Source organism: Xanthomonas sp. WHRI 1810A (assembly GCF_040202885.1).
Classification (GTDB): Bacteria; Pseudomonadota; Gammaproteobacteria; order Pseudomonadales; family Pseudomonadaceae; genus Aquipseudomonas.
Map to the genome: position 1 here is coordinate 19,988 of NZ_JBEGED010000004.1, position 14,206 is coordinate 34,193.

A 14,206-nucleotide genomic window follows, 5' to 3' on the forward strand; every position below is an offset into this window, starting at 1 on the left:
TCAGATATCCAGAAGCCTGCAGGCAAGATTTTGCAGTTTACGGGTGAGCGGACCAACCGGCCAGTTCTGGTGCTCAAAAGCCCTAACCGGCCACACGCCGTAAACGCTGTTACAGACGAACACTTCACTGGCCTGCTCAAGATCGGCCATCTGCAGGTCAGTGATCCTGACCTGGACACCTGCCGATTGCGCCTGATCCAGCAACTCCGCACGCATGACGCCGGCCACACCGCATCGGCTCAGGTCGGCGGTCAGCAGGATGTCGTTCTTGACCAGAAACAGATTGCTGTACACCGCTTCAATCAAACGACCGGAGGTGTCCCGCATCAGCCCTTCGGCATGGACACTGTCCTGCCATTCGCCGCGAGCAATGACCTGTTCAAGACGGTTCAAGTGTTTGAGACCGGCCAGAAGAGGCTGCTCGGCGAGACGAGTCTGACAGGGGAACAGACGAATGCCTTCGTTGGCGTGCGCCTCGGGATAGGTTGGCAGCAGGCTGCCTTGAAGTATGCGGCGAGGCACTGCATCGGTTGCGGGGGCATACCCGCGCTGACCATCTGCACGGGTGACGATCAGCTTCATCACTCCTTGGCCCATCTGAGCGGCGAACAGCGAGCATTCACGCCGCAGGAGCGTCAGGTCCAGCGCCAGCGTCAGGCGCTGGCCGCCGGACGCGAGTCGATGCAGGTGACGCTCGAACAACACTGGCTTGCCGGATTTCACCAACACCGTCTCGAACAAGCCATCCCCGTAGGCCAACCCTCGATCCTTGACGGACAGGGTGTCGGCCGGGACGCCATCGATCCAGCACAAGGTCATTCGGCGAACCGGCGGAACACCAGAGAGCCGTTGGTCCCACCGAAACCGAACGAGTTGGACAAGACCACATCGATCGGCATGTTGCGCGCTTCATGCGGCACGAAGTCCAGGTCGCATCCTTCGTCCGGCTCATCGAGGTTGATGGTCGGAGGCGCCACCTGGCCGTTGATTGCCAGGATGCTGAAGATGGCTTCCACTGCGCCCGCAGCGCCCAGCAAATGCCCGGTCATGGATTTGGTCGAGCTGACCGCCAATTTGGCAGCGTGATCGCCGAACACGGACTTGATGGCGTTCGCTTCGGCCAGGTCACCGGCCGGCGTCGAGGTGCCGTGTGCGTTGATGTACTGCACGTGTTCGACATTGACCTTGGCGTCACGCAGGGCGTTGGTGATGCAGCGTGCCGCACCCGAGCCATCGTCTGGTGGAGAGGTCATGTGGAACGCATCGCCACTCATGCCGAAACCGATGAGTTCGGCGTAGATGGTGGCGCCCCGTGCCTTGGCGTGCTCCAGCTCTTCCAGGACCAGCGCACCGGCACCGTCGGAGAGCACGAAACCGTCGCGACCCTTGTCCCACGGCCGACTGGCCCGGGCAGGATCGTCGTTGCGCGTGGACAGCGCCCGTGAGGCACCGAATCCGCCCATGCCCAGACCGCAGGCTGCCATCTCGGCGCCGCCGGCAATCATCACGTCGGCTTCGTCATACGCGATATTACGCGCGGCCATGCCGATGCAGTGCGTACCGGTGGTACACGCTGTGGCGATGGCGTAGTTAGGTCCCTGTGCACCGAGGTGAATGGACAGGAAACCGGAAATCATGTTGATGATCGAGCCAGGCACGAAAAACGGCGAAATCCGCCGAGGGCCCGACTGATGCAGGATACGACTGGTGTCTTCGATATTGGTCAGGCCGCCGATGCCTGAACCCATGGCCACACCGATGCGGTCGCGGTTGGAATCGTTGACTTCAAGCCCCGCATTGCGAACGGCCTGAAAGCCTGCCGCCAACCCGTACTGAATGAACAGATCAAGCTTGCGGGCTTCTTTGAGCGACAGGTACTGCTCGACATCGAAGCCTTTGACAGATCCACCGAAACGGGTGCTGTAGGCCGAAAGGTCCGTGTGTTCGATAAGGCCAATGCCACTGCGGCCAGCCAGAATGCCTTGCCAGGTACTCGGCACATCGGTGCCCAATGGCGTCAGCATACCCATACCGGTGACCACGACGCGTCTACGCGACACAGGACTCTCCTTCTTTTAATGACGACACGCTGCCGCGTTCTTAAAGAAAAAACCGCACGCCGGGGGGCAGTGCGGTTTTTCCACGACAGCAAGCAACGACTACAAACTGTTATGCCTGGTGGGCAGTAACGTAATCGATAGCAGCTTGAACAGTGGTGATCTTCTCGGCTTCTTCGTCAGGGATTTCAGTCTCGAATTCCTCTTCCAGAGCCATTACCAACTCAACGGTGTCAAGAGAGTCAGCACCCAGGTCTTCAACGAAAGAAGCAGTGTTAGTGACTTCCTCTGCCTTGACGCCAAGTTGTTCGGCAACGATTTTCTTGACGCGCTCTTCGATGGTGCTCATACCGTGTTTTAACTCCTAGTGGACAAATTCAGGCAGCAGGCCGATGGGTAAGTGTATAGAAGAGGTTTTGCGAATTTCAAGCTAAACGCAAATCCCGCTACGCCCATCGCCTTCTGCCCGTTAAAAGATTTCAGCTTTATAACGGATTTTAGGCAGCCCGTATTACATTTTTTTGAAGCGGCCCGTCACATGTACATGCCGCCGTTCACGGGGATTGTAGCCCCGGTAACGTAGCCTGCACCTTCCGAAGCAAGAAAAGCGACCACGTGCGCGATCTCTTCGGCCTGCCCCAGTCGACCCAGAGGAATCTGAGTCGTCAGGGAATCACGTTGTGCCTGTGGCAGCTCACGGGTCATATCAGTGTCGATAAACCCGGGGGTCACCGAGTTCACGGTCACTGACCGCGAACCCACTTCACGCGCCAGGGCGCGGCTGAAACCTTCGAGCCCCGCTTTCGCGGCGGCATAGTTTACTTGGCCTGCGTTGCCCATGGCACCCACTACAGAACCAATGCTGATGATTCGACCCCAACGGGCCTTCGTCATCCCGCGCAAGACCCCCTTGGACAGGCGATACAGGCTGTTCAGGTTGGTGTCGATGACATCATGCCATTCGTCATCTTTCATGCGCATCATCAGGTTGTCACGTGTGATACCGGCGTTATTGACCAGGATCAATGGCGCGCCAACACGCTCCTGAATGGTTGCCAGGGTCGAGCTGACCGACTCGTTGCTGCAGACGTCCAGCGCGAGGCCGAAGCCCTCGATACCGTGCTCCTTGAAGCTTGCGGTGATGCGTTCGGCACCTGCTTCGGAGGTCGCGGTACCAACAACGGTCGCGCCATTACGGCCCAACTCCAGCGCAATGGCCTGGCCGATGCCGCGGCTGGCACCGGTGACCAATGCAACTTTACCTTGCAGGCTCATGCAAGCGTCTCCTTAATCAAGCCAACGCCGCGCGGGTGGCGGCGAAAGCGTCTGGGGTATTGAGGTTGTAAGTCGTCACGCCTTCGGCACAACGCTTGTTCAGACCGGCCAGCACTTTGCCCGGCCCGCATTCGACCAGTTGGACGGCGCCACTGGCTGCCAGTGTCTGGATCGACTCGACCCAACGCACAGGCTTGTACAGCTGTTGCAGCAAATCAGTCTTCAGCGTGTCCAGATCGGAGACAACGCTGGCGCTGACGTTTTGCACCAAGGGAATCTGTGGCGCCTGCCAATCGATGGCGGCGACCGATTCGGCAAAACGCTCAGCCGCAGGACGCATGAGCTCGCAATGGGACGGCACGCTGACCGGCAAAGGCAACGCACGCTTGGCGCCCTTGGCCTTGCACAGCTCGATGGCGCGTTCGACCGCTGCCTTTGCCCCGGCGATGACCACCTGGCCGGGCGAGTTGAAGTTGACCGCGCTGACCACATCGCCCTGGGCGGCTTCAGCGCAGGCGGCGATGACATCTGCATCATCCAGCCCCAAAATCGCAGCCATACCGCCCTGCCCGGCAGGCACGGCCTCCTGCATCAACTGACCGCGACGCTCTACGAGCTTTACCGCGTCAGCCAGTGACAGGCTGCCGGCCGCCACCAGCGCACTGTATTCACCCAGGCTGTGGCCGGCGACGAAAGCCGGACGCGCACCGCCTTCAGCCAGCCATACACGCCACAGCGCAACAGACGCGGTCAGGATCGCCGGCTGGGTTTTGTCGGTTTGATTGAGCTGCTCTTCAGGGCCTTCCTGGGTCAGTGCCCAGAGATCGTAGCCCAATGCAGCGGAGGCTTCTTTGAACGTCTCCAGGACCAACGGGTACTGAGCGCCCAGCTCGGCTAGCATGCCGAGTGATTGCGAACCTTGCCCTGGAAAGACGAATGCGAGGGATGCAGACATTAAACAAGCCCCTGATTATTGTCGTAGAAACGCCCGGCCTTGGCCGTGCGCGAGAATTCTATGCGAAACAGTTGGTCATTTGGATGACCAGCCAGTCACTGGCGTCACATTTTAGCGGATGTCGCGATTTACACCGCATCCAGACACCTACAGCAATGCCTCCAGACGCTCCCCAAGGCGCTCTGGCAGGTTTTCCCGAACTTCCACAAGGGCACGCTCAATCGCGCTCTGGAAGCCCTGAACGCCAGCCGCACCATGGCTCTTGACCACAATCGCGTTCAACCCGAGAAAACTCGCGCCGTTGAGTCGCGCTGGCGCAAGATCGTCCTTCAGGCGCTTCAGTAACGGCGTTGCCAGCAGCCCTATCGCTTTGGTGAAGGGGCTGCCATTAAACAGGGTTTCGATGCGCTCGCCGATCATGGTCGCCAACCCTTCGCTGGACTTGAGCAGCACGTTGCCCACAAAGCCGTCGCACACCACCACGTCCGCCTCGCCCCGATAGAGACCGTCGCCCTCTATGAAACCGGCGTAATTGAGCCCTTGAGCGGCTTGCAGCAATGTCGCGGCAAGCTTCACCTGTTGATTGCCCTTGATGTCTTCCGTGCCGACGTTAAGCAGCGCCACTTTCGGGTGATTCACCCCCAGCGTCTGCGCCAGCACCGAGCCCATCACCGCGAACTGATAAAGGTGTTGCGCGGTACAGTCGACATTCGCCCCCAGGTCCAGCAACTGGCAATGACCGCGCTGCGTCGGAATGGCGGCGACCATCGCCGGGCGGTCGATACCGGGCAGCGTCTTGAGCACGAAACGCGACAACGCCATCAAGGCGCCTGTATTTCCGGCACTGACGCACGCCTGGGCCTGGCCGCTGGCCACCAGCTGCAGGGCCACGCGCATGGACGAATCCGGCTTGCCGCGCAGTGCCAGCGCCGGGCGATCATCCATGGAGATGACCTCTGCGGCATGAACAACGAGCAGGCGCGAGCGATCCACACCGGAATGGCGGGCAATCAAGTCTTCAATAAGGGGAGCTTGACCAACGAGGGTCAGGTGGAGCGAGGGTGTAGCGAGCAGGCAGGCAATGCTGGCCTGAACAATGCTGCGGGGACCGAAGTCCCCGCCCATTGCGTCGATCGCGATGACCGGAGCGGACAAGAAATTACTCGTCAGCGCCCTTGTCGATCACTTTACGGCCACGGTATACGCCTTCTGGCGATACGTGGTGACGCAGGTGAATTTCACCAGTGGTCTTTTCCACAGACAGGGTGCTTGCCTCGAGAGCGTCGTGAGAACGACGCATGTCACGGGCAGAGCGGGATTTTTTGTTCTGCTGAACAGCCATAATTGATTAACTCCTAAACGTTTGGGTCACGCTTTAACTGCGCCAATACACTGAACGGGTTGGACCGCGTTACCTCGTCCTCGCTCGGCTCGGGCTCATCGAGGCCCGCCGGCGGCTGGCATTCTTTCGGATCATGCAACGGCACAATGGGCAAGGCGAGCAGTAGCTCCTCCTCGATCAGGGCCAGCAGATCCAATGGATCTTCGCCGAGTTCCAGCACGTCATAGCCTTTCGGCAACGACTGGGTGTTTGCACCCTCCTTCACCACGACATAACTGCATTCGCTGTGGATCGGCAGGGTGACCAGCTCAAGACAACGCTGGCAAACCATTTTGACTTCAACGTCGATGGTACTGTGGATAGCCACAGACCGGCGTTCGTCTCGTTCAAAAACGAATTTCGCCTGCACTGTACCGAGATTGTCAGCAAGCGGGTCGCAGAGTCTCTCCAAATCAGCCAGCGGTACTGCTCCCTGAAGAGTAGTGCCACGGTCAGCTAATTTGCGCGGGTCAACGTGAGGTGGAATCGGGTCATTCAACATAGGCGCAGCATTCTAGGGACGAGCCTTGTAAGTGTCAAAGGAAATTCCTGTCTGTTCGTAGTGCGAGCCACTGATTACACTCGACTTTCATGTTACGGAGAACCTCATGCTGCCTTTGCTCCTCGCCTCCAGCTCACCCTATCGCCGGGAATTGCTCGATCGCCTGCAGTTGCCATTCATCTGTGCGTCGCCGGACATCGATGAAACCCGGCACCCCGACGAGCCTGCCATGGCGCTGGTGCGCAGACTCGCGAAGGAAAAGGCCCAGGCCCTGGCAACGGGCTATCCCGGGCACCTGATCATCGGTTCCGATCAGGTGGCGGTGCTGGACGACCAGATTCTTGGCAAACCGCACACGTTCGAGCGTGCACTGGAACAGCTTTCAGCCAGCAGCGGCAGAAGCGTTTCATTCCTGACGGGGCTGGCGCTGCTTAATAGTGACACCGGCGACTGTCAGGTTGATTGCGTAAGCTTCACAGTCCACATGCGCGATCTGGACCACGCCTGCATCACACGCTACCTGCACGCCGAGCAGCCTTACGACTGCGCGGGCAGCTTCAAGGCCGAAGGCTTGGGCGTCAGCCTGTTCCGGGCCACTGAAGGCCCTGATGCCACCAGCCTCATCGGCTTGCCTTTAATAAGGCTGGTGGACATGTTGCTGAATGAAGGCGTACAGCTGCCCTGATCCTCAACGAACAAACCCGACCAATGGCCGGGTTTGCTGCCGCTCAAACGCCAATCAGCGCAAGCTTGGTCCGTTGAAGCCCGCCCACATCGCAATCTGCTCGGCCATGCTCGCGCCCAGCTTTTTGGAGAAGCGATCAAACGGTGACTCCTGAACGGTGTAATCGACGATGTCTTTCTCACCAATCACGTCACGCGCGACCGAACTGGAACTGCCCAACCCATCGACCAGGCCTAGCGCCACGGCCTGCTCGCCAGTCCAGACCAGACCGGAAAACAGCTCCGGATGCTCTTTGTCCTTCAAGCGATCACCGCGACCGGCTTTCACGCTGGCGATGAATTGCTTGTGGGTGGTGTCGAGCACGCTCTGCCAGAACGCGGTCTCTTCCGGCTTGGGCGGCTGGAACGGGTCCAGAAAAGCCTTATGCTCGCCCGACGTGTAGGTCCGGCGGTCCACACCCAGCTTCTCCATGGTGCCCACAAAACCGAAACCTGCAGCCGTCACACCGATCGAACCCACCAGACTGGCCTTGTCCGCATAGATCTGATCCGCAGCGCTGGCAATGTAGTAAGCACCTGATGCACCGAGATCACTGATGACCGCGTACACCTTGATGTCGGGCTTCAGCGCGCGCAGACGACGAATCTCATCATAGATGTAGCCCGACTGCACCGGACTGCCGCCCGGGCTGTTGATGCGCAGGATCACACCCTTGGTTTTCTCGTCATCAAAAGCCGCCCGCAATGCCGTGACAATATTGTCGGCACTGGCCGCTTCCTTGTCGGCGATCATGCCCTGGATGTCGATCAACGCCGTGTGGCTCGAGGTGCGGGATGCGCCCTTTTCAAAATCCATCAGCGGCGAAAAGATAAACAGCGCTGCGATCAGATAAAGGAAGGTCAGGGATTTGAAGAAAATCCCCCAGCGGCGAGAACGACGCTGCTCCTGCACACCGGCCAGCAGGGTCTTTTCCAGCAGCTTCCAGCTTTTCGCGTCAGCCTTTGCGTTAACAACTTCATCGTCGCTCCGCGAACCCGTTGCTTTCCATTCGTCCGACATAAATCAATCACTCCAACAACGAAGATTCAACGCTGCGCGCACCCAGCCAGGTGCGCAATTCAGAAAAATGGTCGATGGCCAGTCGCGGCTGATAGGTTCGCAGCGAATCCAGTGCCTGCGCACCGTAACCCACCGCAACCGAGTCCATGCCGGCGTTGCGCGCCATCAACAGGTCAAACGATGAGTCGCCGACCATCAGGGCTTTTTCAGGCCTTACGCCGCAGTGCTCAAGTATCTCGTGCAGCATCAGGGGATCAGGCTTGCTGGCCGTTTCATCCGCAGCGCGGGTGATGTCGAAATACTCGGTCCAGCCGTGGGCTTTCAGCACCCGGTCCAGGCCTCTGCGCGCCTTCCCCGTGGCAACGGCCATCCGGTAACCCTGGGCGCGAAAATGATCCAGTGATGCCTGCACGTCATCGAACAGCTTCGACGGTTCGGCATCCATCGCCATGTAGCGGTCAGCGTAGACCTGACGAAAATCGATCAGGTCATTGCCGGAAATATCAGGATAAAGGGTACGAATCGCTTCGGGCAGACCGAGGCCGATGATGCCTTTTATAGACAGATCATCCCGAACAGGCCGACCTGACAGCACGGCAGCTTCGCGCATTGCGTCGACAATCCGACCAATGGAATCGGCCAGCGTGCCATCCCAGTCAAAAATCAGCAGGTCATAATCAGGCCGCACTCAATCGCTCCACGGTCTTGGCCCACATCTCATCGACGGGCGCTTCCACTTTCAAGGCAGTACCGTCCTGCATGGGCACGGTCAATGCGTAAGCGTGCAGGAACAGGCGCTTGCCGCCCAGGTCCCGAATCTCTTTGCTGAAGCCTTCGTCGCCGTATTTGGTGTCGCCGGCTATTTCATGACCTGCGTGAAGTGCATGGACGCGGATCTGGTGGGTGCGGCCGGTAATGGGCCGCGCCTCGACCATCGTCGCAAAATCGCCAAAGCGACGAAGTACCTTGAACAGGGTCAATGCTTCCTTGCCCTCTTCATTGACCTCCACCATCCGCTCACCCGAACGCAGATTGCTTTTCATCAATGGCGCACGAACCTGCTTGACCGACGTCGCCCAGTTGCCACGGACCAGCGCCATGTAGCGCTTGTCGACACCGTCGCCCCGCAGTTGCTCGTGCAGATGGCGCAACATGCTGCGCTTCTTGGCAATCATCAGCAGGCCCGAGGTGTCACGATCCAGCCGGTGGACCAGTTCCAGCTCCTTGGCATCGGGACGCAACTGACGAAAGGCTTCAATCACACCAAAACTCAAGCCGCTGCCACCGTGAACCGCGATGCCTGCGGGCTTGTTGAGCACGATCAGCGCCTTGTCTTCATAGACAATCGCCGCTTCAAGGCGCTGCAACAGCCCCTGAGCCACCGGCACCGGCTCGTCGCGCTCCGGCACCCGAACGGGTGGAACGCGCACAATGTCGCCCGCCTGAAGCTTGTACTCGGGCTTGATCCGCCCCTTGTTCACTCGCACTTCGCCTTTGCGCAATATGCGGTAAATCAAGGTTTTGGGAACGCCCTTCAAGTACGTGATCAGGAAATTATCGATGCGTTGACCGGCAAGCTCCGGCGCAACCTCAACCAGCTGGACACTGGGGGTTGGAGGGGTGATATTCGTCATGGCGCAAATCATAACAATTTTTTATGGATTTGAAGCACTTAATGATTGCTGCTATAGTCGCGAACGCCGCCAAAAGCGGCCTGGACATCGGATCAACGGTATGACAACCGGCCGTGACCAACGCAATTCACGAGGGCGCGAGGCCGTCCTACGAGGCTTTCGGTGACAACGGAAGCCTGCATACGTAACAAGCGCAGGTGACATGAGGCCTGAAACAAGCCCGATCGCAGAGTGAGTCACTCGTCATCGAGGCCCATGTTCAAGGCCAGTTCACAAAGTGCAGTCGTTTGCAGGCACCTCCGGGCGAATACTTCGGAAACCATGCCTTATTTGAGCCATGACGCGCGAACTTCCCATCGAAGGATCGCGGTAAATGCAAACCCGCTGCGGATTCAGCGCGCGGCAGCACCCGAATTATCAGGGATACGTGTGGGGTGGAGACGCACAACAGTCGGACTGCGTAGCAAGGCTTTATCAAGACGCTTCATATCGTCCGCAGCCGATCGTTGATTCCTCCTCCTGACAAAGCTTTTGCTGACAGGGTGTCATTTGTCACCACAGCAAGCAGGAAACGTCGTCGCGAGCCAGGCCCCTTTGGCCCATGTTCGCTAGACACTGGAGTGTCCAACCACTCTTGACGTGCCCTGACACCGACCGTGAGAAGTCGTGTGTGCCGAACGCCGTTTCCGGCAGCCCGGAAACCGACGGTACTACATGAAAAGAATGCTGATTAACGCAACTCAACCCGAAGAGTTGCGTGTTGCGCTGGTAGACGGCCAGCGCCTATACGACCTGGACATCGAGTCCGGGGCCCGCGAGCAGAAGAAGGCCAACATCTACAAGGGCCGGATCACTCGTATCGAGCCGAGCCTTGAGGCCGCTTTTGTCGATTTCGGCTCTGAGCGCCATGGCTTCCTGCCCCTCAAAGAAATCTCCCGCGAATACTTCAAGAAAGCCCCCGAAGGCCGCGTCAACATCAAGGATGTCCTGACCGAAGGCCAGGAAGTCATCGTTCAGGTCGAAAAAGAAGAGCGTGGCAACAAGGGCGCAGCCCTGACCACCTTCATCAGCCTGGCCGGTCGTTATCTGGTCCTGATGCCGAACAACCCCCGTGCCGGTGGTATCTCCCGCCGTATCGAAGGCGAAGAGCGCAATGAATTGCGTGAAGCGCTGAACGGTCTGATCGCGCCTGCCGACATGGGCCTGATCGTGCGCACTGCCGGCCTGGGCCGCAGCAGCGAAGAAATGCAGTGGGACCTCGATTACCTGCTGCAACTCTGGACCGCCATTAAAGAAGCTTCGCTGGATCGCTCCGCACCCTTCCTGATCTACCAGGAAAGCAACGTCATCATCCGCGCCATCCGCGACTACCTGCGTCAGGACATCGGCGAAGTGCTGATCGACAGCGTCGAGGCTCAGGAAGAAGCGCTGACGTTCATCCGTCAGGTGATGCCGCAGTACGCCAGCAAGATCAAGCTCTACGAAGACAGCGTTCCGCTGTTCAACCGCTTCCAGATCGAAAGCCAGATCGAGACCGCCTTCCAGCGTGTCGTCGAGCTGCCGTCGGGCGGTTCCATCGTCATCGATCCGACCGAAGCCCTGGTGTCCATCGACATCAACTCGGCGCGCGCCACCAAAGGCAGCGACATCGAAGAAACCGCACTGCAGACCAACCTTGAAGCGGCTGAAGAAATCGCCCGTCAACTGCGTCTGCGTGACATCGGCGGCCTCATTGTCATCGACTTCATCGACATGACGCCGGCCAAGAACCAGCGCGCCGTGGAAGAAAAAGTCCGCGAAAGCCTGGAAGCCGACCGTGCCCGCGTTCAAGTGGGCCGCATCTCGCGCTTCGGCCTGCTGGAGATGTCCCGTCAACGCCTGCGTCCTTCCCTGGGTGAAAGCAGCGGCATCGTCTGCCCTCGCTGCAACGGCACCGGCATCATCCGTGACGTCGAGTCGTTGTCCCTGGCGATCCTGCGCCTGATCGAAGAAGAAGCCCTGAAAGACCGTACTGCCGAAGTGCGTGCTCAGGTCCCTATCCCGGTTGCCGCGTTCCTGCTCAACGAGAAGCGCAACTCGATCACCAAGATCGAACTGCGCACCCGTGCCCGCATCGTGATCCTGCCGAACGATCATCTCGAAACGCCGCACTTCGAAGTGCAGCGCCTGCGTGATGACAGCCCGGAAGCCCACACCCTGCAGACGAGCTACGAGATCGCTGCGGCCGCGGCCGAAGTGGAAGAAGTCGCACCGCCGGCCGCTGCCACCCGCACCCTGGTTCGCCAGGAAGCCGCCGTGAAGACCGCGCCTGCCCGCGCCAACGCGCCGGTCCCGACCGAAGTCGCCGCGCCAGCGCCGGTTGCCACGCCTGCACCTCATGAGCCAAGCCTGTTCAAAGGCCTGGTGAAATCCCTGGTGAGCCTGTTCGCCACCAAGGAAGAGCCTGCAGCACCGGTTGTCGTGGAGAAGCCTGCCGCCGCCGAGCGTCCTGCCCGTAACGAGGAGCGTCGCAACGGTCGTCAACAGAGCCGCAGCCGTAACGGCCGCCGTGATGAAGAACGCAAGCCTCGCGAAGAACGCGCCCCGCGTGAAGCCCGTGAAGATCGCGCCCCGCGCGAAGAGCGTGCGCCACGTGAAGAACGGGCACCGCGCGAGGAACGTGCGCCACGTGAAGAGCGTCCAGCACGCGAACCCCGTGAAGCCCGCGAAGAAACCACCACACCCCGTGAAGAGCGTCCGGCTCTCGCCCCGCGTGAGGAGCGCGCTCCCCGTGGAGACCGCAAATCCCGCGAAGATCGTCCGGTCCGTGAACTGCGCGAGCCGTTGGACGCGGAACCTGCTGCGGTCAACGTGCCACGGGAAGAGCGTCCGGAACGCGCACCGCGTGAGGAGCGTCAGCCTCGTGCACCGCGTGAAGAGCGTCAGCCACGTGTTGAACAGCCAGAGCCGGTAGCGGCCGAGACTGAAGAAGAAGTGGTGCTGAACGAAGAGCAACAGGACGACAGCCAGGAACATACCGAAGGCGATCGTCCACGCCGCCGCTCCCGTGGTCAGCGTCGTCGCAGCAACCGTCGCGAGCGTCAGCGTGATGCCAACGGTGATGTGATCGAAGGCTCTGAAGGCAGTGAAGAAGGCGAAGAAGCCGAGGCCAACGATGTCGCCGCCGCAGTGGCCGTCAATGCAGCCATCGCCAACACCGTCATCAGCGCGCCGTCCGAAGCAGAGGCTCACCGTCAGGCTGAGCGTGCCAACGCAACCGCAGACACTCAGGTTGAATTGCCGGCGGTTGAATCGCCAGCGGTCGAAACCACTGCGGTAGAAGTACCGGCCATCGAAGCACCTGCGGCTCAGGCGACTCCTCGCCCTGCCCTGGCGCCAGAAGTCGAGGTCGCGCCTTTCGACGCCACCCTGGCTCCGTTCGAACGCCAGGTCAAAGCGGCGGCCCAGGCTGAGCTGTTCGAAACACCGGCCGCTGTTGAAGCGCCAGTCGTTGCCGAAGCACCGAAGCCGGCTCCAGCGCCTGTGGTTGAAGCGCCTACAGTTGAAGCGCCGGTAGCTGAAGCGCATGCGGTCGAAGCGCCTGCAGTCGAAACCGAACAGGGACCGGTTCAAGTGCCAGTCGCCGCTGAAACTGCCGTGACTAAACCCGCCGCAGAGCCTGCGCCTGTTCAGCCGGTCATCAGCGAAGCTGCACCGTTCGAAGCGCCGGCTGCACTGGCTGCGCCGGAAATCGTCGCGTCGCCAGTGACTGCTGAACCCGTGGTAGCTGAACCGGTAGTTGTTGAACCGACAGTCGCCGACCCGGTTGTTGCTGAGCCGGCCGTTGCCGAGCCTGCTGCTGCCGAAGAAGCGCCTGCACTGCCTGTCAGCAGCAGCGGTCGCGCGCCGAACGATCCTCGTGAAGTTCGTCGTCGCCGCCTTGAAGCTGAACGCCTGCTGAAAGAGGCCGCAGAGCGGGAAGAAAGCAATGAGCCTAAACCGCTCGCTTGATCCTCGCTGAATGAAAAAACCCCACCTGTGTGAGCAGGTGGGGTTTTTTTATACCTCCGATTCAGGCTTATCGAGGCAGGAATTCCAGAGCGGCAGGCACATCGATGTCCCACAACACGCCAGGATCATCAACAACGATATCCTTGACGGTGGCACCGCGAAACAACCGCTTGGCGCCCTTCTCTCCTGCGAGCGTCATCAACGCTGGACCAAACTCCCGGCCGAAACCAACCGGATGCCCGTACTGGCCTGCCAGCACAGGCACGCTGATCGCCTCGTGATCCAGTGAGTGAATGACTTGCTTGAGGGTATCGACATGAATGAACGGCATGTCACCCAGCACGATCAGCCAGCCCCGGTGATCGGGTTGCGCCGCGACGGCAGCGGCGATGCTGTCGCCCATGCCAGGCGAATCCAGGATCACCACCTCACAGCCGTGTTGCAAACCCAGCTCGGCCACACCGACATAGTCGGGCCGCGTGACGACCACGCACTTGTCGACCAAGGGACGAACAGTGGACAGGACATGCTCCAGCACCGCGCGCTCAGTGCCATCGCGGCCTGAACATTGCGCCAACAGCTTGTTGCGGTGCTCACCGGCGATCTGCCGGTAGCGACTGCCTTGGCCTGCGGCAAGCACAATGGCGCACAGGGTTTCACGCATGCTC

Annotated in this window: 14 protein-coding genes; 2 read left to right on the forward strand and 12 right to left on the reverse strand. The window is 60.0% G+C overall.

Features of this window, described 5'->3' with window-relative positions; all coding sequences use genetic code 11:
• The 8 genes from pabC to ABQX22_RS07905 all read right to left on the reverse strand — a co-directional run bounded on the left by pabC (position 1) and on the right by ABQX22_RS07905 (position 6,170).
• The gene (pabC, locus tag ABQX22_RS07870; protein WP_349798200.1) at positions 1–819 is read right to left on the reverse strand and encodes an aminodeoxychorismate lyase; all 819 of its coding nucleotides are present in this window, start codon (positions 817–819) and stop codon (positions 1–3) included.
• Positions 816–2,060: a beta-ketoacyl-ACP synthase II gene (gene fabF / locus ABQX22_RS07875; RefSeq protein ID WP_349798202.1), complete on the reverse strand. Its 1,245-nt coding sequence runs from the start codon at positions 2,058–2,060 to the stop codon at positions 816–818. Before fabF ends, pabC begins: the two co-directional genes overlap by 4 nt.
• Positions 2,061–2,169: 109 nt before the next feature.
• The gene (acpP, locus tag ABQX22_RS07880; RefSeq protein ID WP_081567453.1) at positions 2,170–2,406 is read right to left on the reverse strand and encodes an acyl carrier protein; all 237 of its coding nucleotides are present in this window, start codon (positions 2,404–2,406) and stop codon (positions 2,170–2,172) included.
• Between the two features lie 185 nt (positions 2,407–2,591).
• Positions 2,592–3,332: a 3-oxoacyl-ACP reductase FabG gene (fabG, locus tag ABQX22_RS07885; RefSeq protein ID WP_349798205.1), complete on the reverse strand. Its 741-nt coding sequence runs from the start codon at positions 3,330–3,332 to the stop codon at positions 2,592–2,594.
• Positions 3,333–3,348: 16 nt separating this feature from the next.
• On the reverse strand, positions 3,349–4,287 hold the full coding sequence (fabD, locus tag ABQX22_RS07890) for an ACP S-malonyltransferase (protein ID WP_349798207.1): 939 nt from the start codon (positions 4,285–4,287) through the stop codon (positions 3,349–3,351).
• 147 nt (positions 4,288–4,434) lie between these two features.
• A complete protein-coding gene (gene plsX / locus ABQX22_RS07895; RefSeq protein WP_349798209.1) occupies positions 4,435–5,442 on the reverse strand; it encodes a phosphate acyltransferase PlsX in 1,008 nt (335 codons plus the stop codon).
• Between the two features lie 4 nt (positions 5,443–5,446).
• Entirely contained in the window at positions 5,447–5,629 is a 183-nt protein-coding gene (rpmF, locus tag ABQX22_RS07900; protein WP_002552688.1) for a 50S ribosomal protein L32, read from the reverse strand.
• A 13-nt stretch (positions 5,630–5,642) separates the two neighbouring features.
• Entirely contained in the window at positions 5,643–6,170 is a 528-nt protein-coding gene (locus tag ABQX22_RS07905; RefSeq protein WP_349798215.1) for a YceD family protein, read from the reverse strand.
• Positions 6,171–6,276: 106 nt separating this feature from the next.
• Here ABQX22_RS07905 and ABQX22_RS07910 point away from each other — a divergent pair, with 106 nt between their 5' ends.
• Positions 6,277–6,855 carry a Maf family protein gene (locus tag ABQX22_RS07910; protein ID WP_349798216.1) on the forward strand — a complete coding sequence of 193 codons (579 nt, stop codon included), beginning with the start codon at positions 6,277–6,279 and terminating at the stop codon, positions 6,853–6,855.
• Between the two features lie 54 nt (positions 6,856–6,909).
• Here ABQX22_RS07910 and sppA read toward each other — a convergent pair whose 3' ends face one another.
• Genes sppA through rluC form a run of 3 tightly spaced genes read right to left on the reverse strand, consistent with a single transcriptional unit; the run spans position 6,910 to position 9,548 of the window.
• Positions 6,910–7,914 carry a signal peptide peptidase SppA gene (sppA, locus tag ABQX22_RS07915; RefSeq protein WP_349798218.1) on the reverse strand — a complete coding sequence of 335 codons (1,005 nt, stop codon included), beginning with the start codon at positions 7,912–7,914 and terminating at the stop codon, positions 6,910–6,912.
• Positions 7,915–7,921: 7 nt separating this feature from the next.
• Positions 7,922–8,602 carry an HAD-IA family hydrolase gene (locus ABQX22_RS07920; protein ID WP_349798220.1) on the reverse strand — a complete coding sequence of 227 codons (681 nt, stop codon included), beginning with the start codon at positions 8,600–8,602 and terminating at the stop codon, positions 7,922–7,924.
• A complete protein-coding gene (gene rluC / locus ABQX22_RS07925; protein WP_349798222.1) occupies positions 8,592–9,548 on the reverse strand; it encodes a 23S rRNA pseudouridine(955/2504/2580) synthase RluC in 957 nt (318 codons plus the stop codon). Before rluC ends, ABQX22_RS07920 begins: the two co-directional genes overlap by 11 nt.
• 714 nt (positions 9,549–10,262) lie before the next feature.
• Here rluC and rne point away from each other — a divergent pair.
• Entirely contained in the window at positions 10,263–13,538 is a 3,276-nt protein-coding gene (rne, locus tag ABQX22_RS07930) for a ribonuclease E (RefSeq protein WP_441005253.1), read from the forward strand.
• Between the two features lie 67 nt (positions 13,539–13,605).
• On the opposite strand, the gene ABQX22_RS07935 is transcribed toward rne, so the two are convergent.
• Positions 13,606–14,202: a nucleotidyltransferase family protein gene (locus ABQX22_RS07935; RefSeq protein WP_349798226.1), complete on the reverse strand. Its 597-nt coding sequence runs from the start codon at positions 14,200–14,202 to the stop codon at positions 13,606–13,608.
• Positions 14,203–14,206 lie beyond the last annotated feature (4 nt).